The 21,975-nt window shown below is 35.6% G+C and carries 24 protein-coding genes; 9 read left to right on the top strand and 15 right to left on the bottom strand.

The genetic code is table 11. The features are described from left to right. The first annotated feature begins 2 nt into the window (after positions 1-2). Entirely contained in the window at positions 3-1,040 is a 1,038-nt protein-coding gene (locus DFQ08_RS05775) for an AI-2E family transporter (RefSeq protein ID WP_114308866.1), read from the top strand. 103 nt (positions 1,041-1,143) lie between these two features. Here the strand turns inward: DFQ08_RS05775 and DFQ08_RS05770 are convergent, their stop codons facing one another. From DFQ08_RS05770 to DFQ08_RS05735, 8 genes are all read right to left on the bottom strand, one after another. Beyond that, on the bottom strand, positions 1,144-2,022 hold the full coding sequence (locus DFQ08_RS05770; RefSeq protein ID WP_114308865.1) for a PPK2 family polyphosphate kinase: 879 nt from the start codon (positions 2,020-2,022) through the stop codon (positions 1,144-1,146). A gap of 235 nt (positions 2,023-2,257) precedes the next feature. Continuing rightward, entirely contained in the window at positions 2,258-3,421 is a 1,164-nt protein-coding gene (locus DFQ08_RS05765) for a sigma-54-dependent transcriptional regulator (RefSeq protein ID WP_114308864.1), read from the bottom strand. A gap of 1 nt (position 3,422) precedes the next feature. Next, the gene (locus DFQ08_RS05760) at positions 3,423-4,307 is read right to left on the bottom strand and encodes a DUF6268 family outer membrane beta-barrel protein (protein ID WP_245935383.1); all 885 of its coding nucleotides are present in this window, start codon (positions 4,305-4,307) and stop codon (positions 3,423-3,425) included. Positions 4,308-4,321: 14 nt separating this feature from the next. Next, complete coding sequence (locus tag DFQ08_RS05755; protein WP_114308863.1) at positions 4,322-5,209, bottom strand: mechanosensitive ion channel family protein; 888 nt, start codon at positions 5,207-5,209, stop codon at positions 4,322-4,324. Positions 5,210-5,213: 4 nt separating this feature from the next. Then, positions 5,214-6,527, bottom strand: a complete 1,314-nt coding sequence (locus tag DFQ08_RS05750) for an ABC transporter permease (RefSeq protein ID WP_114308862.1) — start codon at positions 6,525-6,527, stop codon at positions 5,214-5,216. A 2-nt stretch (positions 6,528-6,529) separates the two neighbouring features. Further along, positions 6,530-7,456 carry an ABC transporter ATP-binding protein gene (locus DFQ08_RS05745; RefSeq protein ID WP_114308861.1) on the bottom strand — a complete coding sequence of 309 codons (927 nt, stop codon included), beginning with the start codon at positions 7,454-7,456 and terminating at the stop codon, positions 6,530-6,532. A gap of 308 nt (positions 7,457-7,764) precedes the next feature. Continuing rightward, entirely contained in the window at positions 7,765-8,889 is a 1,125-nt protein-coding gene (dnaJ, locus tag DFQ08_RS05740; RefSeq protein ID WP_114308860.1) for a molecular chaperone DnaJ, read from the bottom strand. 55 nt (positions 8,890-8,944) lie between these two features. Next, on the bottom strand, positions 8,945-9,499 hold the full coding sequence (locus DFQ08_RS05735; RefSeq protein ID WP_114308859.1) for a nucleotide exchange factor GrpE: 555 nt from the start codon (positions 9,497-9,499) through the stop codon (positions 8,945-8,947). Between the two features lie 150 nt (positions 9,500-9,649). Between DFQ08_RS05735 and DFQ08_RS05730 the strand changes: the two genes are divergently transcribed. Beyond that, complete coding sequence (locus DFQ08_RS05730; RefSeq protein WP_114308858.1) at positions 9,650-10,309, top strand: YceI family protein; 660 nt, start codon at positions 9,650-9,652, stop codon at positions 10,307-10,309. A 420-nt stretch (positions 10,310-10,729) separates the two neighbouring features. Here the strand turns inward: DFQ08_RS05730 and DFQ08_RS05725 are convergent, their stop codons facing one another. From DFQ08_RS05725 to DFQ08_RS05710, 4 genes are all read right to left on the bottom strand, one after another. Continuing rightward, a complete protein-coding gene (locus DFQ08_RS05725) occupies positions 10,730-12,052 on the bottom strand; it encodes a DUF5723 family protein (protein ID WP_114308857.1) in 1,323 nt (440 codons plus the stop codon). 151 nt (positions 12,053-12,203) lie between these two features. Then, positions 12,204-12,830, bottom strand: a complete 627-nt coding sequence (locus DFQ08_RS05720; protein ID WP_114308856.1) for a response regulator transcription factor — start codon at positions 12,828-12,830, stop codon at positions 12,204-12,206. Next, positions 12,827-13,252, bottom strand: a complete 426-nt coding sequence (locus DFQ08_RS05715; protein WP_147269448.1) for a sensor histidine kinase — start codon at positions 13,250-13,252, stop codon at positions 12,827-12,829. The genes DFQ08_RS05720 and DFQ08_RS05715 overlap by 4 nt, the downstream gene beginning before the upstream one ends. Before the next feature lie 13 nt (positions 13,253-13,265). After that, complete coding sequence (locus tag DFQ08_RS05710) at positions 13,266-14,693, bottom strand: ATP-binding protein (RefSeq protein WP_114308854.1); 1,428 nt, start codon at positions 14,691-14,693, stop codon at positions 13,266-13,268. Positions 14,694-14,931: 238 nt separating this feature from the next. On the opposite strand from DFQ08_RS05710, the gene DFQ08_RS16405 reads away from it, so the two are divergent. Next, positions 14,932-15,099, top strand: coding sequence for a hypothetical protein (locus tag DFQ08_RS16405; protein WP_181858367.1), 168 nt, complete (start codon positions 14,932-14,934; stop codon positions 15,097-15,099). Positions 15,100-15,184: 85 nt separating this feature from the next. Further along, the gene (locus DFQ08_RS05700; protein WP_114308852.1) at positions 15,185-15,571 is read left to right on the top strand and encodes a pyrophosphohydrolase domain-containing protein; all 387 of its coding nucleotides are present in this window, start codon (positions 15,185-15,187) and stop codon (positions 15,569-15,571) included. Between the two features lie 52 nt (positions 15,572-15,623). Here DFQ08_RS05700 and DFQ08_RS05695 read toward each other — a convergent pair whose 3' ends face one another. Further along, the gene (locus DFQ08_RS05695; protein WP_114308851.1) at positions 15,624-16,691 is read right to left on the bottom strand and encodes a branched-chain amino acid aminotransferase; all 1,068 of its coding nucleotides are present in this window, start codon (positions 16,689-16,691) and stop codon (positions 15,624-15,626) included. Between the two features lie 117 nt (positions 16,692-16,808). Here DFQ08_RS05695 and DFQ08_RS05690 point away from each other — a divergent pair, with 117 nt between their 5' ends. The 4 genes from DFQ08_RS05690 (at position 16,809) to DFQ08_RS05675 (ending at position 19,507) form a co-directional block, all read left to right on the top strand. Then, on the top strand, positions 16,809-17,315 hold the full coding sequence (locus tag DFQ08_RS05690) for a DUF4920 domain-containing protein (RefSeq protein WP_114308850.1): 507 nt from the start codon (positions 16,809-16,811) through the stop codon (positions 17,313-17,315). Then, positions 17,293-17,751 (top strand): hypothetical protein, encoded by a 459-nt coding sequence (locus DFQ08_RS05685; RefSeq protein ID WP_114308849.1) that lies wholly within the window; start codon positions 17,293-17,295, stop codon positions 17,749-17,751. Before DFQ08_RS05690 ends, DFQ08_RS05685 begins: the two co-directional genes overlap by 23 nt. A 3-nt stretch (positions 17,752-17,754) precedes the next feature. Next, positions 17,755-18,447, top strand: coding sequence for a tRNA (5-methylaminomethyl-2-thiouridine)(34)-methyltransferase MnmD (mnmD, locus tag DFQ08_RS05680; RefSeq protein ID WP_114308848.1), 693 nt, complete (start codon positions 17,755-17,757; stop codon positions 18,445-18,447). A gap of 154 nt (positions 18,448-18,601) precedes the next feature. Beyond that, complete coding sequence (locus DFQ08_RS05675; RefSeq protein ID WP_114308847.1) at positions 18,602-19,507, top strand: TIGR01777 family oxidoreductase; 906 nt, start codon at positions 18,602-18,604, stop codon at positions 19,505-19,507. Between the two features lie 46 nt (positions 19,508-19,553). Here the strand turns inward: DFQ08_RS05675 and DFQ08_RS05670 are convergent, their stop codons facing one another. Beyond that, positions 19,554-20,438 (bottom strand): LysR family transcriptional regulator, encoded by an 885-nt coding sequence (locus tag DFQ08_RS05670; RefSeq protein ID WP_114309680.1) that lies wholly within the window; start codon positions 20,436-20,438, stop codon positions 19,554-19,556. Between the two features lie 105 nt (positions 20,439-20,543). Between DFQ08_RS05670 and DFQ08_RS05665 the strand changes: the two genes are divergently transcribed. Beyond that, a complete protein-coding gene (locus DFQ08_RS05665; RefSeq protein WP_114308846.1) occupies positions 20,544-21,167 on the top strand; it encodes a LysE family translocator in 624 nt (207 codons plus the stop codon). 119 nt (positions 21,168-21,286) lie between these two features. Here DFQ08_RS05665 and DFQ08_RS05660 read toward each other — a convergent pair whose 3' ends face one another. Beyond that, positions 21,287-21,685, bottom strand: coding sequence for a DoxX family protein (locus DFQ08_RS05660; protein ID WP_114308845.1), 399 nt, complete (start codon positions 21,683-21,685; stop codon positions 21,287-21,289). Positions 21,686-21,975 lie beyond the last annotated feature (290 nt).

Raw genomic sequence — 21,975 nt, 5'->3', positions numbered from 1 at the left:
CTATGAATCAAATTGCGCCTAAAATCATCCGTCAAGTATTTGTTTTACTTTTAATCATCCTTTGTGGAAGTTTAATTTTCAGTAAAATGCTACCGTATTTGAGTGGTGTTTTAGGCGCAATAACATTTTATATCCTTTTACGAAAAATCATGAAGCGCTTGGTGACCAAATACAAATGGAAATCGCCATTAGCCGCTTTAAGTTTAATGTTGGGCTCCTTTATATTAGTTATGATTCCCTTATCGGGTTTTGGGATTATGTTGGTGAATAAGATTTCTGATCTAGCCAGTAATAGTGAGCGCGTTATAGAAGCTTTTAAAACTCAAATTGGACGTATTAAGTTTAAAACCGGTATAGATATTAATTCTCAAATTGATACCGAAGCCGTAACGTCATGGCTTTCTAACAATGTACAAACCATGGTTGGAGACACCTTTAATCTCTTTATCGCCATAGGTTTAATGTACTTTATGTTATACTTTATGCTCACCAACCGTACAAAACTACGAGAGTCCTTACGTTCTTATATCCCCATGAACACAGAGAACCTTAGTGAAATAGGTCTTGAGATACAGGCTATGGTAAAATCTAATGCTATAGGTATTCCATTAGTCGCTATAGCACAAGGAATTATTGCTTTAATTGGGTTTTTCATTTTTGGAATTGAAGAACCCTTCTTTTGGTTTGTCATTGTCACAATCGGCTCTATGATTCCTTTTATAGGAACTTTTGTAGGTATCATTCCTGTATTTATTCTAAGTTTATCGTCTGGTGATAGCTTTCAAGCTTGGGGTATTTTAATCTACGGTATTGTAGTGGTAGGAAGTACCGATAATATTATTCGTTTGTATGTGCTTCAAAAACTCGATGATGTACATCCTTTAATTACCCTTATTGGTGTAATTGTTGGGGTTCCTTTATTCGGATTTATTGGTTTAATTTTTGGTCCTCTTTTAGTGAGTATTTTTATGGCATTAGTGCGCATTTATACGAAGGAGTACGGAAAATCTCTGCCCTCAGAGACTGAAGAACGTTTATAACACCGACTCCATAACGCTTCATAAAAAACAACCGATAACTTGCATTACCGGTTGGATTAACTTCTTTGTATTCATATTTTTTTAATTTATTATCAATACGACTTTACTCATTTTTAAGCTGCGCCTTATAGTCATCAATTTTTGCTTTTTGGCTATCTGGCAACTCTGGTTCTTTGATATCCGTATATGCTTTAAGCGTATCATATAAAATTTTAGCCACGATATAGCGTGCCGTAGGCTTATCATCGGCAGGAAGATTATACCAAGGTGCATGGGGTTTAGAGGTTTTATTTATTGCCGCTTCATAACAGGCTTGATATTCATCCCAACATTCGCGTTCATCTAAATCGTCTGGGGAGAACTTCCAATTTTTACTCGGTTTATTCAAACGTCGTAATAATCTATTTTTTTGTTCGTCTTTAGAGATATTTAAAAAGAATTTAAAAATGATCGTTCCGTTATCTGCAATATGCTTTTCAAAATTATTAATTTGCTCAAAGCGTTTCTCCCAGAAATTTTCATCAGCATCATCTACGGAGTTTATATCCGGAAGATTTTCGTACATCAGATATTCTGGATGCACTCTTGTAACAAGTACATTTTCATAATGTGTTCTATTAAAAATACCGAACTTTCCTCTTGCCGGTAAGGCTTTGATATGCCTCCAAAGATAATCGTGCTTAAGCTCTAAATCGGTCGGCTTTTTGAAGCTATGCGCCACAATCCCTCTGACGTTAAACTCCTTGAACACTTCACGAATTAAGCTGTCTTTTCCTGCGGTATCCATCCCTTGAATACAAAATAACACTGCATATTTACCGTGAGCATACATTTTATTCTGAATCTCCGCGAGATCTTCACTGACCTTTCGGAGTTTCTTTTCGATCTTCTTTTCACTTTCATCCAAATCAAAAGAAGTTGGCAATTCATTTATTTTTATGGGAGATGAAATTTTAAAATCATCTATTTTAATCGCTTTCATAGTGTTACTTAAGATTTATTTAAATATAAAAAGATTTTACAACTTTAAGAAGCTAGATGGGTTTAGATTCTTCTTTAGACTTAAAGGCTTCTCTAAACTAAAAAAAGCTGACACGAGGTCAGCCTTTTAACTATAGTTATAATATTTATCGGTCGTTATAGGCTTTAGAATTCAACCTAAACATTTTAAGGTCTAAAATAGAATACTTACAAAAAACTTAGTCATTTTAAAACTCCTATTTAGAAGCAAAGGCCTTAACATCAGCTTCACTAACCTCAGTTCCTCCTAAAATAATAAGACGCTCGATAACGTTTCTTAACTCTCGAATATTCCCCGTCCAATCGTAATTTTGTAATAGTTTTATAGCCTTATCAGCGAATGTTTTTTTCACCGTCCCATGTTCTTTAGATATTTTTTCAGCAAAATAATTAATCAGTAACGGAATATCCTCACGTCTTTCATTTAAGGCTGGTACTTCAATCAAAATCACGGCTAAACGGTGGTATAAATCTTCTCTAAAATTCCCGGCTTCAATTTCTTTTTTAAGGTTTTTGTTGGTAGCAGCCACCACGCGGACGTTGACTTTAATATCCTTATCACTTCCTACGCGTTGAATACGGTTTTCTTGTAAGGCTCTTAACACCTTAGCCTGTGCCGGAAGACTCATGTCTCCAATTTCATCTAAGAAAATAGTACCTCCGTTAGCGGCTTCAAATTTCCCTGCTCTATCTTTTGCTGCAGAGGTAAAAGCGCCTTTAACATGCCCAAACAATTCACTTTCTATTAGCTCGCTAGGGATTGCCGCACAATTTACTTCGATCATAGCCCCTTTAGAACGCTCACTTTTTTGATGCAACCAATGCGCTACAAGTTCTTTTCCTGTACCATTAGGTCCGGTAATTAACACCCTTGCATCTGTTGGTGCCACCTTATCAATCATATTTTTAATACGATCAATACTGTCACTCTCCCCTATCATCTCATAGTTTTTGCTGACTTTCTTTTTCAGCATTTTATTTTCAACTACAAGTTCTTTTCGGTCTAAAGCAATGCGTACCGTATTTAATAACCTATTAAGATCGGGTGGTTTTGATATATAATCGAAAGCGCCAAGACGCATGGTATTCACAGCTGTATCTAAATCGCCATGACCAGAAATCATAACCATTGGGATTTCGGGTTTTATCTTTTTAGCGGCTTCTAAGACTTCAACCCCATCCATTTTTGGCATTTTAATATCGCAAAGCACCAAATCGTAATCGTTATTCTTAATTTTTTCAATTCCGACTAATCCATTTTCAGCTTCTTCAACTTGATAGGTGTCATTCTCTTCAGAAAGAATTTTCACCAATACTCTACGGATTGCAGCTTCGTCTTCTATGATTAATATTTTTGGCATCTTATATTTTAAATTTTAATCCAGTTCTTAAATAATAGGAATTTAAATTGTCTAATTCATAGACTTCATCCCTATCCTCATTACGTAACACATTTTTAAAGCGGACGGTATAACCACTATATACATACAACACAATATGATCTGTAACACGGTGCTCATAGCCCAAACCTCCAACGGCTACAGACATGGTGATATTATCAACTTCCTTTCCGTTGACATCTAAAGGACGCTGTAAATTGGCCATATATCCATCTAAGCCTATAAAAAATTGTGCCATGTTTTTATCGTTGAAATAATATTTCACATTAGACTTTGGCACTCCGGCATTAAAAGACCATTGTTCATTAACACGTCTATAGTAACTAATAAATGGTAAGGGGTAAGGAACTCCAGCGGTAGAGTTATAAGTAATTCCTAAAATTAAACGATAAGGTTTCTCTGCAGATTCATCATCCGTTCTGTCATTAATAGTATACACCCCTCCGTTCAGAAAAATATCATCTTTGGTAATTTGCTCCGTTAAGGTAGACGCTATACGCGGATTAAACTTTATACCATACCTCCAAAATTCGCTCGCTTTAAAGGTATAAGCGATGTTTAAATCTATGATATTTAAACTTTCAAATAACTCACGATTAAAAGGATAATTATCTTCTAAATTTAAGAGGACACGATTATACTCTGCGCCGATGACTAAATAATTGTCTTTTTTAAATTCAATAGGATAGTTAACCAAAGCCCTAAGCCTTGTATACTGGTCTCCAGATTTGGTTTTAGGAATAAAGGAATACTCTAACCGTGCCAAATCTGTTAACTGCCCTGATGCCCATTGCGAAAAACAAAAGGTAACTAGAATTATTAAAATCTTCGGTAGCTTCATAGACATGTGGTGTATATTAATTATTTTGAATTGTTATCATTTATAATATGAATATCACGTTGTGGAAATGGAATGGCAATATTATTAGCTCTAAAAAGCCGATCGATTTCAAAACGAATATCACTCTTAGGGTGCTGTGATGTAAAACTATCGCCTAAGGTAAAAACCACTTTAAAATCTAAAGCACTATCTCCAAAGTTTGTAAACAGCACCTTAGGCTCTGGATGTGGTAAAACTTGACTATTCGATTTGGCTGCCTGTAAAAGCAAACTTTTTACCAATTGCACATCACTTCCGTAGGCCACGCCGACTTCCACACTTTCTCGTGTGGTAACGCCGTTTTGTGTCCAATTATAAAGGGAATTGGTTAAATACAAGTGGTTGGGAATGATTAAAACTTTATTATCAATAGTTACCGCTCTTGTGGTTCTTAACTTAATTTCTACCACACGGCCAACCTTACCTTCTAGCTCAATGATATCATCTACGTGTACGGATTGATCAATTAAAATAAATACGCCAGAGATAATATCCTGAAACAAGGTTTGAAGCGCTAAACCAACTCCTATTAAAAGTGCAGCAGAAGCAGCAAATACGGCGGTTACATTTACCCCTACACTATGCAGGGTAATAAATAAAATTACCACATAAATGAGCCAACGGAAATACCCATAAACCACATTAAATTTCCCCTTATTTTCATCAGGAAGATTTCTGGTAATCAGTTTTAGAACGACACGTAAAATAATTGTGGTGAGAAAAATAACCGTAACCACCACAATAACATCGAGTATAGAAATACTAATGTTGTCGCCAAATACGATATTTTGTTGTAGAAATGCTTTAGTCGCCTCCCAAACGCCACTGCTACTAATGCTTTCTTCAATATGTTCTAGGTCTTGTGCCATTACCTTAATATTTCAGCCATTTAAAAATTTCTTTATAGCTCGGCTTCTTTCCATACATTAATATTCCAACCCTATAAATTTTAGCCGCAAACCAAACTGCTAAAACAAAGGTTCCGATTAATAATACTAAGGACAATATTTGTTGCCAAACTGGCACTCCAAAAGGAATACGCATAAGCATCACTACCGGAGACGTTAAAGGAATAAATGAAAATACGGTAGAAACCGTTCCGTGGGGATCTTCAATCACCGTGAAGACACCAACATATACAGCTAATATTAGCGGCATTAAAATTGGTAACATAAATTGCTGTGTATCGGTTTCATTGTCTACCGCGGCTCCAATAGCGGCATACAACGAACTGTATAACAAATAACCTCCAATAAAGAAAAACAAAAAGGCCACAATTAAATTAGCGAGTGGTAAATTACTAATTGCGGTAATTAAATTTTCTGCCATAACCTGAGGACCTTCCGCTTGCATGGCTTGGTTTACCATCTCTTGTTGAGGCGATTGTACTTGACCGAGGTCGATACCAAATATGGCCGACACCACAAAGAGTAATACACCTCCTAAAATAACCCAAATAATAAATTGAGTGATCCCTGCTAATGAGGTTCCGATAATTTTCCCCATCATTAACTGAATAGGTTTTACAGACGAAATAATAACCTCAATAATTCGACTTGTTTTTTCTTCAATAACGCTGCGCATGATCATGTTTCCATAAATGATGATAAACATGAAAAGCAGATAACCCGCTGCCCCACCAAAGGCCAATTTAACAATGTTATCGATTTTAGAACTTTTCTGACCATCAAAGCTCTCTTGTGCTATTTCAATATCAGTTTGAGAGGCTTCAATTTGAGCCATAGTGACCCCATCTAATTCTAATTTCTTTTCTTTAAGACGTTTTTCAATTTGGCGTTCTAAACCCGAAATGATACTCAAGGAAGGTGAATCTTCCGAATAAAATTTAACATGGCCTTCAACATCATCTAGCGAATTAGCTTTAGCTATATATAACAAACCATAATCGTCCTTCTCTTTAACTAAAGTGGTGGCATCTTCTAAACTGAGACCATTGAGATAGGTATAATTGGTATGCTCTGTATCTTCAAACACTTCACTGAGATAACCGGTTTCATCTAAAATTGAGATACTTCGCTGTTTTTCGTTATTTAATTGCGATAAATAAGCAACAACAGCAATAAGCGCTATCATAATTAGCGGACTTAAAAAAGTCATAATTATAAATGACTTATTTCTTACCTTGGTAATATATTCCCGTTTTACTATTAATGGTAAATGGTTCATTATTAGTTATTTTTTATAGTTTGAATAAAAATATCACTAGCCGATGGAATTACTTCCATAAAATGATGGACCTCAGCTTTGCTGGTTAAAAATGATAGCAAATCATTCGGTGAAGTTTGTTGATCTATCTTTATATTCAACTTAATATCGTCATTCAAATTTTTAAATGTTGCCGGAAGCACTTCAAATTTCTCTCTTATTTCTGCACAAACTTTATCGGGTTGCAATGAGGCCATACCGACTTCAAAAGTATTGGTTTTATATTGGCGTTTAATATCGTTTAAGCGTCCGTCTAAGATTTTATTAGACTTATGAATTAGAGCAATATGGTCGCATAATTCCTCTACAGACTCCATACGGTGTGTTGAGAAAATTACCGTAGCGCCTTCATCTCTTAATTGTAAAATTTCGTCTTTAATTAAATTGGCATTAATAGGATCGAAACCTGAGAACGGCTCATCAAAAATTAATAGTTTAGGTTGGTGTAGCACCGTCACAATAAATTGAATTTTTTGCGCTTGACCTTTACTAAGTTCTTGTATTTTTTTATTCCACCAATCGCCAATATCTAATTTATCAAACCAATATTTTAAACGGTTTTTAGCTTCTGTTTTGGTCAACCCTTTTAACTGCGCCAAATACAAGCATTGCTCCCCTACTTTCATAGATTTATACAAGCCACGCTCTTCGGGCAGGTAGCCAATATCGCGTATATGTTCTGTTTTTAAAGGTTGTCCGTCCAATAAAACAGACCCCGTGTCTGGCATTGTAATTTGATTGATAATACGTATTAATGTGGTTTTACCAGCACCATTTGGTCCAAGTAAACCAAAAATACTACCTTTTGGCACTGCAATAGATACTTCATTTAGAGCTTTAAAATTTCCGAAATTTTTAGAGACGGAATTAGCAACTAATAAGTCATTCATAGAGATCTAAATTTTTAGGTATGGTTAGTCTGTAAAGATATTAAATGTTAGAGATTCTTTTATAGCCAAACCCCACAATTTATGTTCTTTATCCACTTTTCTTTAACTCTTTTGGTTATTAAAGTGAAGTCCGATAGGGATGTAAAGCACCTAAAAGAGGCATTTAGGGGATCTCACAGGGTCTAAAAAACAAAACCCACCCTCATGGTTAGATAAGGATGGGAAAAAATTGCTATGAAAAAGAAAAATTACCGCTAATAAGATTAGCGATAATTCAAATATACTAATTTTTATTCAATAGAGACCTTTTATGAAAACATATCTTTTACCTTTTCAAAAAAAGATTTATCCGAGCTTTCTGGTTTAGGTTCAAAATGCTCATCGTCTTTCATACTTTCAAAAAAGGCTTTTTGTTTTTTATTCAAAGTCTTTGGGGTCCAAACGTTTACATGCACTAGTAAATCGCCGCCGCCATAACCATTGATACTTGGAATTCCTTTACCACGAAGTCTTAAAATTTTACCAGATTGTACACCTGGCTCAATCTTAATACGCACTTTTCCGGTTACCGTATCAATCTCTTTAGAGTTCCCTAAAACCGCGTCTGGCAAGCTCACATACATATCATAATGCAAGTTATCACCTTCACGTTTTAATGTTGGGTGTTCTTCTTCTTGAATGGCTACTAATAAGTCACCTGCAATACCGTTACCTGGGGCATCATTACCTTTACCAGTTACTTTAAGCTGCATTCCATCAACAACTCCTGCAGGAATTTTAACGGTTACCGTTTCATCAGAAACTTTTAGACCGTGAGCATCTGCATCGGCAGGCTTTTTATCTATAGTTTGCCCTGAACCTCCACAAGTCTGACAAGGTGAGGCCGTTTGCATTCTACCTAAGATGGTATTTGTAACACGGGTTACTTGACCAGAACCACCACAAGTTCCACATGTTTTGTACGTGGTTCCTGGCGCTTTAATTTTTCGCTTAACTTTTATTTTCTTTTCAACACCTTTAGCGATGTCTTCTAAAGAAAGTGTAACACGAATTCTAAGGTTAGATCCTTTAACGACACGTTGTCTACCGCCGCCGCCAAAGCCGCTAAAACCACCGCCGCCGAAGCCACCGCCACCAAAGATATCACCAAATTGACTGAAGATGTCATCCATATTCATGCCACCGCCGCCAAAGCCACCTCCGGCACCACCTTCAAAGGCTTGGTGACCAAATTGGTCGTAACGTGCTTTTTTGTCTGCATCACTTAAAACCTCATAAGCTTCTGCTGCTTTTTTAAACTTTTCTTCGGCTTCAGTATTATCAGGATTTTTATCCGGATGATATTTCAATGCCATTTTACGATAAGCTTTTTTTATTTCAGCATCAGAGGCTCCTTTACTGATTCCTAATATGTCGTAATAATCTTCTTTCATCAACTAATTTATTCTTGGTATTTTTCTAGAAACGCGTCTTCTTTTGGGCTATCATTTATTGACCAATGACTACTTTAGGGAAACGAATTATTTTTTCTCCCAATTTATAACCATGCTCAACCACATCTATAATTTTCCCTTTTAAATCATCACTAGGGGCTGGAATTTGTGTTATCGCTTCGTGGATATCGGCATCAAAGGCATCGCCTTGGTTTACCTCAATTTTAGATAAGCCTTTTTGACCTAAGGTATTAACTAATTTATTGTAAATTAATAAAACCCCTTTTCTTAATTCTTCTGCTTCTTTATCCTCTTCAATATGTGATAAGGCACGCTCAAAATCATCTAAAACCGGTAGCATTGCAACAACGACATCTTGACTAGCTGTTTTAAACAACTCTATACGCTCCTTAGTTGTTCGCTTTTTATAATTTTCAAATTCAGCAAACAAACGCATAAATTTATCTTTTTCAGCGACTAACTGATCTTGCAACTGCTCTTCTGGAGACTTTACATTTTTTTCTTCTGCTACGTCTGCCTCAGCATTACTCGTAGTTTGATCCTCAATATTAGGATCTTCAACATTTATATTTTTATCTTCTTTACTCATTTTGAGTTCTTTTTTTAACTTTCATTAGTATTGGCAAAATTACTGCCATTATCATAATAATGTCAAAATGTCACAAACATTTTTTTCAACCTAACAAAGTCCTATTTTTTATCTTTGTATTTTTAAATTTTAAAATCAAAAAACAAAACTATGAAAACTATCTTTTTAAATTTCCTTACGCTAATAACTTTTGTGACGCTTACGAGCTGTGGTGACAAAGCTAAAGAAGCAGACACCAATCAAGCTGAAGCTGCTGCCGTAGCAAAATCTGACGCTGTTACTTACGAAGTAAATCCTACATTATCTACAATTCAATGGAAAGGGTTTAAACCTACGGGAGAACACCATGGAACTATTGCTTTAGCTGCAGGAAAACTGAATATGAATTCTGGTGCTATAGAGGCAGGGAAATTTGTGATTAATATGGATGGTATCGAAGTTTTAGATCTCCCTAAGGAAGACGACAATCATGCAAAATTAACAACGCACTTAAAAAGTGATGATTTTTTTGATGTACAAGCGTATCCAAATGCAAAATTTATTGTGACTGGTACAACGACAACTGATGGTCAAACGCAGCTTTCTGGAAACTTAACTCTAAAAGAAACTACAAACAACATTAGCTTTCCTGTAAAATTGACGTTTAATGACAAGGAAAACATAATGACTTTAACAAGTGAAACGTTTACGATTGACCGTTCTAAGTGGAATGTCAAATACGGGTCTAAATCGTTTTTTGATAATTTAGGCGACAAATTTATAAACGACGATATTGAAATTACTATTTCTTTAGTCGCTGAAAAACTTTAAAGCACATAATACAAACTTAAAAAGCAGTCTACTTAGGCTGCTTTTTTTATGAATATTAACCATTAAAAAAGCACCTTTAAAAGGTGGTTTTTCTACTTACTGATATCTCTAAATACCCCTACAATTAATAGCAACTCAGTAAGACTAACATCTCTAGTTTAGTATCTTAAAGTATCTCTTTTTAACTTTTAAATTTTATATCCCACCACCGCTATCCTTCAATTTAATGGTCTGTTTAATCCATATTATTTAAGATTGTAGTGAGTTTTAATTCATCGCGTAACATGCCCCAACCCTGTAACAAATCGCTGGCTTATGGCTTTCTTACCCGATAAAAATACAACAGGCTATAAAACAAAAAAATACCCATTAATGGGTATTTTTTTTGTTTTATAGAATTATCTCCTTCTTAATTTGAGACTACCGGTAAATAGGAATTTTCAGTCCCACATACACATCTGTTGTTTTAGAACTCTCTGACAAAAGGTTCGTAAATACAGAGCCTGAACCTACCGTTAAAGGTCCTAATCTAAAACCACCACCAAAAGAGACATCTCCATATTGTCTAAAACTTAATGGTGCATAAAAGCTAAACCATTTAGTTTCTAATCGTGGTGCTACGGTTGCCGTATTGATAACAGAACTGCTCAACTCTGAATCCTTTTTTGTCATGGACAAATCGGCTTGTGCACTTACAAACCATTTTTTAGACAATCTATAATCTACCAAAAGATGTAAGGCCGTTGGCAATTGTAAAGTGGCTGTTTCATTAATATCAATATTATCGTAATTATCTTCTAAAAACGATTCAACATCTTCTTCATAATTTGCAGTACTTACGGAGGCATTAAGATCGTAACGGCTAATTTTAGCATCATCGTAACTAATAGAACCAATATCGGTCACAGAAACCCCAACTTTAAGTTTATAAGGTTGCTTATACTTTGGTAAACTGTCTACACTAGCATTGTCATACCATTGGTAGGTAAATCCAAGATCCAATCCTACACCAGAGGTAATATTGGAAAAGTTAACATCATCGTTGTCAAAACCTTCACTTGTTCCGTAGTTTAATTGCCCTTGTGTGACTAAAGTTTCTGAACTGGCGGTATATTCCCCTTGTAATCCTGGACTACTTAAAAAAAGGCTTCCGGCCCCCATAAGGTATTTTAGAGTTACACCACCCTTTAAGAAATGTTGGGGTTTATCGACTAGAATTCTTCCGTAGGCAACACCAATTTCTCCCCAAGCATGTATTGTTCCGTTAAGGTGTTCTGAATTAAAGCTAAAGTCCTCGTCAACATCAAAATCATCAACAACAGCTTCATACAGTTCTCCATTGATATCATTAATATTAAGATTTCCTCGTAATCGGCTAATCACTCCAATACTACTTTTCTTTGTTAAGTTGAGCATAAACGAAGGCCCCACAACATCGATATTAAAGAAAAAATTATTTGTATTGGTTGGGAATTTTTCTGCGTCTTCTTCAAAATCAAATCCCCCATCAGAACTTATAATATCACTGAGGTTGATGCCAAAATAATCACTCCCACCAAAGACGCTGGCTGACGTTAAATTAATATCAGTTCGCAACGGCATTCCCACCACATTAGCAGGGTTATAGATCACGCCGTGAATTCCGGAGTAGTTATCTACAGCATAGCCAACATAACTTTGACCAAAGGATAAATTGATTGCGACCATCCCCATTAGAACAAGGCATTGTTTCATTAATTTCATAATACATAAAGATTGATTAATAACGAATTTAAGATAATATTTTTATTATATGAACTTTTAAAAATTTGACTAAACACCAAATTATCAAACCAATAACCCAAACATAAATCTTTTAATACACATTGATTTAAAAAAAATTAAGATATCGTTTTTAAGGTAAAAATTTATATTTAGCTTCTATAGCAAAGCGCATTAACTCCCCTTTACCATGGAGTCCTAAAATCTTAATCATATTTTTACGGTGTGTGTCCACCGTATGAATTCCTATAAACAATTCATTAGCGATTTCTCGAGAGGTTTTTCCTTGCGCCACTAATCTCAAAATTTCAACTTGCCGCTTGGTAAGCACCCCCTTAGATTTTGTATTGCTATTATCTTCAGCTTCTATATTAATATTAGCGTCGTAATACCGATGTCCGTTATACACGGCTCGCACCGCTTTCACCACCTCATCTAAAGGAGAGTTTTTCAGTAAATATCCAGACACGCCGGCTTCTAACATCTGTTTCACTGCGGCTTTCTGGTCGTACATGGTAAACGCTAAAACCTGGGTATGAGGCAAGATCGCTTTAATACATTTTGTTGCTTCAATGCCGTCTAACTTTGGCATTCTAATATCTGTAATCACCACATTAGGCTGCTTCAGTTTTACTAATTTAAGGAGGGCCTCTCCGTCATTAGCCGTTCCTACAACCTCAATATCGTGCTCTTGTTCTAAAAATAATTTTATACCATCAATCAACGACTGATGATCTTCTGCTATAGCGACCCTAATCATACCGGTATATCAATTATTATGGTAGTTCCATTTCCTAATTCAGATTCAATAGTTAAGTTTCCTTCCCAATGTTCTACACGTCGATCAATACTCATAAGCCCCATCCCTTTGGTAGTTTTGGGTAACTGTTTGGGATCAAAGCCAACACCATTATCTTCTATCATTATATTAAGTTTATTATCGTGATTGGTAAGGTGCACAATAGCGTGGGTTGCTTTGGCGTGTTTTATTATATTGGTCACCAACTCTTGAATAATTCTAAAAATCGCAATTTCTAAAGCATTTTCTAAACGCTGATCTAAACCAAAACTCTGCACTTCCACCTTTAAATTATTAATCCCGGAGGCATTTTTAGATAAGCGTTCTACCGCAGGCAATAATCCATCTTTAGCCATAACCCCTGCATTTTTTACATGAGACAAAGCACGGGTTTCATTATAGGCGGTATCTAATAGTGTACTGATTTTTTTTTGTTAAATATTCTGAATCATGAGACATCACTTGCTGTTTCACAAAATATTCGAACTGTAATTTTGCGGCAGCTAAGGTAGCTCCAACACTATCGTGCAAATCCGAAGCCAAGCGTTGCCGTTCCATTTCCTGACCTTTAATCATGGCATTGATGGTAGACAACTCTAATTCTTTAAGCAACTTTTCTTTTTCCGCAATTTGCTGTTCGCGTTCTTGCTGTGATTTACGCTGTTTGTGTTTAGAATTCCGGAACACCACAAATGTTAAAATAGAAAGTGCAGATAAACTGCCTCCCCAAGCTAATACCAAATTAGTTTTTTCATTTTCGTGCTTAAGGCCTAATTTTAGAGTCTTATTAATATTCACCAAACTATCTTTTGTACGGTGATTGTCTATTTTTATTTTCTCTAAAGCTTGTACCGCATGAATATCATCTATAGTCGTTCTTCGATCTAATCTTAAGTCTTGATATTTTATAGTGAGATCAAAATCGCGCTTCGCCTTATACGCTTGAAACAAGAAAAAATAGGCGCCATCAATCATTTCATGATTTGATATCTTTTCAGCATAAAAAAGACACTGATTAGCCGCCTCAATCAATTCGTCATAACGTTTTTGTTTGTAATACATCATGGCAAGCACGCTATAAGCATGGGTTAAGGTATTGTAGTTCCCCTCAGACTCGCCAATTGAAACAGCTTCATTAATGTAACGATTGGCCAACGGAAACTCCTTTTTTTGGATGTAAGCATTACTAATATTAATCAAGCCTAAGGCTATTTTCTGTTTGTGATTTATAGCACGAGACAGTTTTAAACTTTTTTCATAATAACTAATCGCATCATCAGATTTATAGCGCCACCCATAGATATTTCCGATATTGGCTAGAACCTGAGCCATTAAAACCGTATCCCTAACGGTCTCTGCAAGCGCTATAGAACGTTCGTAATACTTTTTTGCTTCATCTAAATTGTACACCTTTCGGTATGACACTCCTAAATTATTTATAGCGTTGGCTTGACCTCTAACATTTTTTAAATCTTCGTAAATTTTTAAACTTGTTCCGAAGTGATTTGAAGCTTTGCTATTTTCACCAAATACATGTTCTATACGTCCTAAAAGGAGCAACACATCGGCTTTTTGCTCCCTAAGCGCTTTGGCATTTATAAAATCTAACAACTCTAAAGTCATAGCATAGGCGCTATCGGTTTTATTTTCAAAATAATATTTAGAAATATAGTTATGATAGGCCGTTGCTCTTGCTGTATCGAGCAACTTGTTATTGTGCCAAACCCCTAATAAGGACGCTTTTGATTGGCTTTGACTGAAACTTAATAAAGGGAGCAATAAAAAGTAAATAATACGACTATAGTAAGTATTAAAACTGGGCATGACATCTTTAGGGTTTTTATAAAAGCACTTCAATCTCAATGAGGATTTATATTAAACAGTATGTGGTTTATTATGATAAACCATATACTGAGTTATCAGTAATAATACTAAGCGTATTCAAAATAAAAAACTTTATACACAAAAGTGCACTTTAAAGCCCCATTATACCATACCCGATACACGGTATTTTCACCAACTAAAGTTATAAAAAAAAGATTGACACTAAAAAACTAAAGCTATGACTTTAAATCCATTACATAAAAATGAATTTTATCGCAGCAATCATACCTATAAAGCCAATAAAAGCAAGAAGAACCCAGAATGTTCCTTTATAGAATATTTTGTGAAGTTGAAGATCTTTTCGGTACTGAAAAGCGATCACAATGACGAAAGCAATAAAAAATAATATTCCAAAAATCCATTGACCAGTACTAAACATCTTCTTATTTTTATGCAAAAATACGGATTAGTACACAAATAAACCAAGAACTATGCAAGACAAAATTGATGCGGTAAAAGCTTTTCATACGGCCTTTAAAATAGGACATCGCGAAACTCCTAAAGCCGACTTAGGCATGGAAAAAAATATGCTTCGTTATAAATTAATGCGCGAAGAAAATGAGGAGTATTTAGAAGCCGCAAATGCGAATGACCTCGTGGAGGTTGCTGATGCTTTGGGCGATATGCTTTATATTTTATGTGGTACTATTATAGAACACGGCATGCAGCATAAAATTGAAGAAGTCTTTGCTGAAATACAACGTAGTAACATGAGTAAACTTGGCGCTGATGGCGAACCTATTTATCGTGAAGACGGTAAGGTTTTAAAGGGGCCAAATTATTTTAAACCTCATATTAAAGCCATATTAGAATCCTAAATAAAAAAGCAGCCTAGATAGGCTGCTTTTTTTATGGACTTAAAGTCTAAATTTATTTTATTTCGTATCTCCAGTTGTGCTTGTCTTCAGAGATATTGTGTTGTATTTCTAACAAGGTTTTCTTGAAAAGTTTTGCGTAAGAGTCTTCAATTTCTGGAATCTCAAATAATTCGCCTTTATGCTCAAAAGCAGAAATAACACTAATTACGGCTGCCGTTCCTGTACCGAAGATTTCTTTTAACTCTCCTTCTTTAGCGGCTGTTTTAATCTCTTCAACAGTAACACGTCTTACTTCGCAAGTAATTCCTAAGTCTTCTGCCAATTGCAACATACTTTTACGAGTCACCCCATCTAAAATACGGTCGCTAGTTGGGGCGGTAATTAACTTATCTCCCACTCTAAAAAACACATTCATTGTCCCTGCCTCTTCAAGAAAGCTATGGGTGCTAGCATCGGTCCATATGATTTGCTGAAATCCTTTTTCTTGCGCTAAACTTGTTGGGTAAAACTGTGCCGCGTAATTTCCGGCTGCTTTAGCAAAACCAACACCACCATCGGCAGAACGACTATATTCTTCAGCAATCAAAACACGAACCGGGGCGTTGTAATACGATTTTGCTGGCGAACAAATAATCATAAATCGGTAATTATTAGCTGGTGAAGCCGAAATTGCAGGTTCTGTTGCAATAATAAACGGACGTAAGTATAAAGAGTTTCCCACTCCTGGTTGAATCCAGTCGCTATCTAATTTAAGTAAAGCTTCTAAACCTTCAAAGAAATAATTCTCCGGAAAAGCTGGCATTGCTAATCGTTCTGATGATTTATTAATACGGTCAAAGTTAGCCTTAGGTCTAAACAAAAAGACTTTTCCTTCATCGTCTTTATAAGCTTTCATCCCTTCAAAAACGGCCTGACCATAATGAAATACACGTGCAGAAGGTTCAAATGTCATAGCCTGATAAGGCATAACTTTAGGGGTTTGCCATTTTCCATCTTCATAATCACAGACAAACATGTGGTCTGTAAACAAACGACCAAAGTCTAAATTGTCAAAATCTACGGTATCGATTTTAGAAGTTTTAGAAGTTTCAATGCTGATTTTATCGGTGTAATGCGTCATGATTATGTATGATTTTCCAACAAAAGTACATAATCAGCAGCTTTAATAAAAGGTTATATTCCCTTAAATTGTCTAAATTTGTGAAACAATAACAAATCAATTCAAAAAATTTTCCAAATGAAAAAAACAATTTTACTTTTCGCAATTACTGCTAGTCTGTTTTCTTGTAAAAACGAAACTAAAACAGCCGAAACAGCTCCTATTGAAACGACTACACCTGAAATTGCTTATGCTTCCTTTGGAAAAGACATAAATGATACCGATGCGCTTTCTGCAGAACGTATGATGGTGCATTATAAAAACTTAAAAGTTGGAGATACGGTAAATGCTAAGATGAAAGGTAAAATTCTTGAAGTGTGTTCTAGCAAAGGGTGTTGGATGACTTTAGATCTTGAAGGTGATGCCCCTGTTATGGTAAAGTTTAAAGATTACGGTTTCTTTATGCCGTTAAATGCTGAAGGAGATGTTGTAGTTAACGGAAAAGCCTTTGTCACCGAAACTCCTGTAGACGAATTAAAACATTATGCTGAAGACGCTGGAAAATCTGAAGAAGAAATTGCAGCGATCACTGAACCTAAATTTGAATACCGTTTTGAAGCTGATGGCGTTTTACTTAAAGAATAAAACCATAACCCTTTCTGGACTTTTATTGTTTACGCTTTTTAGCTGTACCAATAAGGAAGAAAGCAAGGAGGCCGCAGTGCCCAAAAAAGTGCACTACGAGATGTACCAAGCTTCGGAAATGGCTAATTTTATGAATGCCATGTACGCCTACAATATGCAATTGAAAAATGAAATTGTAGCCGGAGAAACCCCAAGTTTATTACCCTTAGATTTGCTGACTTTACACTCAGCAGAAATGACTAAAGGCAAACAACGCCATGAAAATTGGGAGCATTTTGCAACGACTTTTATCACCTCTCAAGAAGCGGTGATAGACACCGTTTTACAAACCAATTTAAAACAGCGTTACAATACAGCCATTACAAACTGTATTAGTTGCCATAAAACGGTATGTACCGGACCTATTCCGAAGATTAAAAAATTACTGATTCCATAGAGTTTGAAAAGAAATATTATTACAACGTCAGATGGTTCTAAAACCATACAAATTGAAGAATGGAACGAGCAATACCACTCCATTCATGGCGCCATACAAGAGGCAAATCATGTTTTTATGAAACATGGTTTGCATTTCTTTTCGGAATCTAGACTTCAACATAAAACTTCAAAAGATTTAAGTATTTTAGAGATTGGTTTTGGTACCGGTCTTAATGCTTTTTTAACTGTTATTGAAGCTGAAAATTTAGAATTAAATATCGATTATGTAGGCGTTGAAGCCTACCCTGTAGAACTTGAAGAAGTCAACCAGCTTAATTATAGCGACTTAATTTCTAAAGCGCATACGGCGATTTTTAACCAACTACATCAAACCCCATGGGAAACACCTTGCGAGATTACTCTAGGGTTTCAGTTAGAGAAACAACAGAAATTCTTTAAAGATATTAGGGCAAAATCGCAGTTTGACCTCATTTATTTTGATGCTTTTGGAGCTCGAGTTCAGCCGGATTTATGGACGGAAACCATATTTTCTATTATGTTTTCGGCCTTAAAAGCTAATGGTGTTTTGGTTACTTACTCGGCTAAAGGTAGCGTAAGACGTGCCATGCAAGCTGTTGGCTTTATTGTAGAGCGTCTCCCTGGACCTCCAGGCAAACGTGAAATGCTAAGAGCCACAAAATCATCTGAAGCCTAAACCTCTAAAGCGCATAAAATACGAACACATAAGTTCTCTTTTTTGCTTAAAATTAGAGAAAACAAACGCATTCCTTTCACTATCAAAACGTTAAATAGAAGGTAAACTTTATCGCACTCCAAACATCATTTTGTACCTTTACCTAAAAAGGAACATGACCGTTTTAATTACAGGAGCTACAGGGTTAATTGGACAAGAAATTGTAAAACAATGTCATGATAAAGGCATCAAGGTTCATTACTTAACCACTTCAAAATCTAAACTAAGCACAGAGGAGCATTATAAAGGTTTTTATTGGAATCCTAGAGCCAATGAAATTGATCATTTTTGCTTTGAAGGCGTGGATGCTATCATTAATTTAGTTGGGGCCTCAATTTCTAAACGCTGGACGGAAGATTATAAAAAAGTTATTCTTAACAGTCGTACTGAAACGGCAGCCTTATTATTAAAAACTGCAAAATTATATAATTACAACATTAAGCAAATTGTTTCTGCGAGTGCCATTGGTATTTACCCAAGTAGCTTAGTTCATTATTACGAAGAAACGAACACGGAAGTTTCAGAAAGCTTTTTAGGAAAAGTTGTATACCAATGGGAAGCTGCTGTAGATAAATTTAAATCTATAGACTGTAAAGTTGCTAAAATTAGAATCGGATTAGTTTTAGCCAAAGACGGAGGCGCCTTACCCCAAATGGTAAAACCTATTTCTTATGGTGTAGGAGCTGCATTTGGTAGTGGAAAACAGTGGCAAAGTTGGATTCATCTTAAAGATTTAGCGGCCTTATTTATTTTTGCTGTGGAAGAACAGTTTGAAGGCGTCTATAATGGTGTTGCTCCCAATCCCGTTAGTAACGAAGAACTCACTAAGATTGCTGCAGGGATTTTAAATCGTCCGTTATTACTCCCTAACATTCCTGAATTCGCTATGAAAATCATCTTAGGAGAGATGCATATTTTACTTTTTGAAAGTCAACGTGTCAGTTCTCAAAAAATAGAAGCTGAAGGCTACGTGTTTAAATATGCCAATATACAACCCGCTTTAGAAGCTCTACTTCATTAACTCGATCTATTTGAGGTACAAAAATTCTTAATCCAATTGGTTTCAATTAGGATATGTATTCCTTACCGAGGGCTTCAGAACAACTCACAATACGTTTTATGATGCTATTAGGATCGTGACGTCGCCAATTGATATACAAATCAACAGTGTGAGGTAATTCTATAAACCGTATCGCTTTATTATTAGCCGACTTAAAGGCATAAGGCAAAATGGAAACCCCTAAAGATTGGGCGACCAAATTGAGAATCACACTTCCAAAATCGGACTCAATTGTGGTTTTAGGCTCCACATTATGTTGCTTAAAAACCTCACGTAAAAGACTTGAAAAATAGGTGGTATTATGTAAGGCTGAAATTATAAAGTTTTCATTTTCAACCATTTTTAAATCCGTAAAATTAGTTGCATTTACCCAGTGACCTTTTGGTACAACCAAGCAAATAGGTTCAGCATACAACTTTTTGGACTGTATGGTAGGATTTAAAATCTCATCACGGCTAATGGCGATATCAATATGATAATCTAGAATTAATTTTTCATGATTTAAATCGGTAGGTTCGGTCAATTCAATTTTTAACTCTGGCATTTCTTGTGTTAGCACACGCATGAGTTGAGGTAAAAAACCAGAAGAAATAGATCCTGGATAGGCTAAAGAAATAACTCCAGACGTCCCTACATCAATTTTTTTAGCTTGAAGATGCAGCCGATCTAACTCATTAAGGGTTGTGGTCCAATGCTCCTTTAAAAATTGCCCCGCCGCCGTTAGTTTTACATTGCGCTTATCGCGCTCTAAAAGTTTTAAGTCGAACTCCTCTTCTAAGGCTTGTATTTGTCGACTTAATGTGGATTGAGAAATGGACAGCTTCTCTGCTGTATTCCAGAAATGTAGAACGTTCGCTAATTCTAAAAAATACCTGATTTGTTGTGTTGTCATAATTAATGCATTTTTAGCATTAGTCAATCAAAAATATGTATTTTTTAAACGCTAACAAAGCATTTCCTTTGTCCGGAATAATCACATCATTTAAATGGATTCGTTATGGGTATCGAGAATTTTATCACCTTTTTAGTTACGGCATTTATATTTACCATTACTCCAGGTATAGACACCTTATTTGTTTTAAACAAATCTATCAGTCAGGGAAAGAAATCTGGAATACATGCCACCTTAGGCATCAACTCAGGAATCCTAGTCCATACTTTATTTGCCGCTTTAGGGTTTACGGTTTTAATGGCAAAATCGGTATACGCCTTTATGATTATTAAATATTTAGGCGCACTTTACCTTTTATATATGGGTATTATTAGTCTAAAAACACAGCAATCTCTCCTCGCTGTAGAGTCGGAACTTAAACCCGTAAAAAAGCAGAAAAATGATTTTTGGTCCGGATTTATTACCAACCTCCTAAATCCGAAAGTTGCATTATTCTTTTTAGCGCTATTTCCGCAATTTATCAATCCTAATGCCTTAGAAAACCCGATTCCTTTTATGCTATTAGGGCTTAGTTTCGCCGCTATCGGTGTGGTTTGGTATCTGTCTTTAACCTTCTTTGCAGGCCAATTTTCCGAACAATTTAAAAGGCACCCTAAAGCAGGGGTGCGTCTAAATCAAATTTCAGGTTTTATATTTATCCTTATGGCTTTACTAATTGCATTCAACTAAAACCTCAACGTAAGTTTTAAGGGATTTTTTTTCAACAAAAAACAAGACAGCCACAAGTCATGACTACGACCAAAGGCTTTGTCTAGTTTTTGAAGCTTTAAAAGTGAGGCCGGTTTCGTCTAGTTCTTATAGATGAAGCGGTCTAAAGCATAAGAATTGTCTTTTATATGATGACTTAAGTAAGCTACAAAAGCCACATGAACTAATTGCGCTGTAATGGCGCCCCAGTTTTCAACCAAAGTAGACCCAAAAATTAAAGCGAGTAAAATAGCCGCAATACCAAGAACGGCAACTCTTGTAAAGAGTCCGATAACAAGCAAGGCTCCAAAAATAAGTTCCCCAAAGGGTAAGATGTAACTGAATGGTAAGGTAAGAACCTCGGGCATCATGGAGTTTTCAAAAGATTTTACAAGACCTTGACTAAAGGCTTCTAACTTGGGTAACCGAACTAATCCATGTCCGAACATGCTCAATCCTAGAGCTAATCTTACTATTAAATACGATGTTTTGCTGTGCATTATTTTTACAGTTTTATGAGATAAATGTATTCTTAAACTAATGTTGAAGCCTTTGGCAAAAGCTGTACTACGCGTTTAAAAGGCAATACCCTATTAACTTTAGTACTTGTCTCTATTTGGTCTCCTTCTTTCGCATTTAATTTCACTTCACTTAAAAAAAATTAAATGCTTAACATTTTTTTTTCTTGTCTAGTAACCAAGGCTAACCTCAAGTTTAAAGTTTTAAAGATACCCAATATTTTAAGAAATATATGACATCCACTTATGAACACCTAAAATGCAAAACTTTA

The organism is Winogradskyella arenosi, from assembly GCF_003337305.1.
In the GTDB taxonomy this organism is placed as follows: domain Bacteria; phylum Bacteroidota; class Bacteroidia; order Flavobacteriales; family Flavobacteriaceae; genus Winogradskyella; species Winogradskyella arenosi.
Note: the sequence above shows the minus strand (reverse complement) of the source record. Positions and strands in the feature narration are given on the sequence as shown.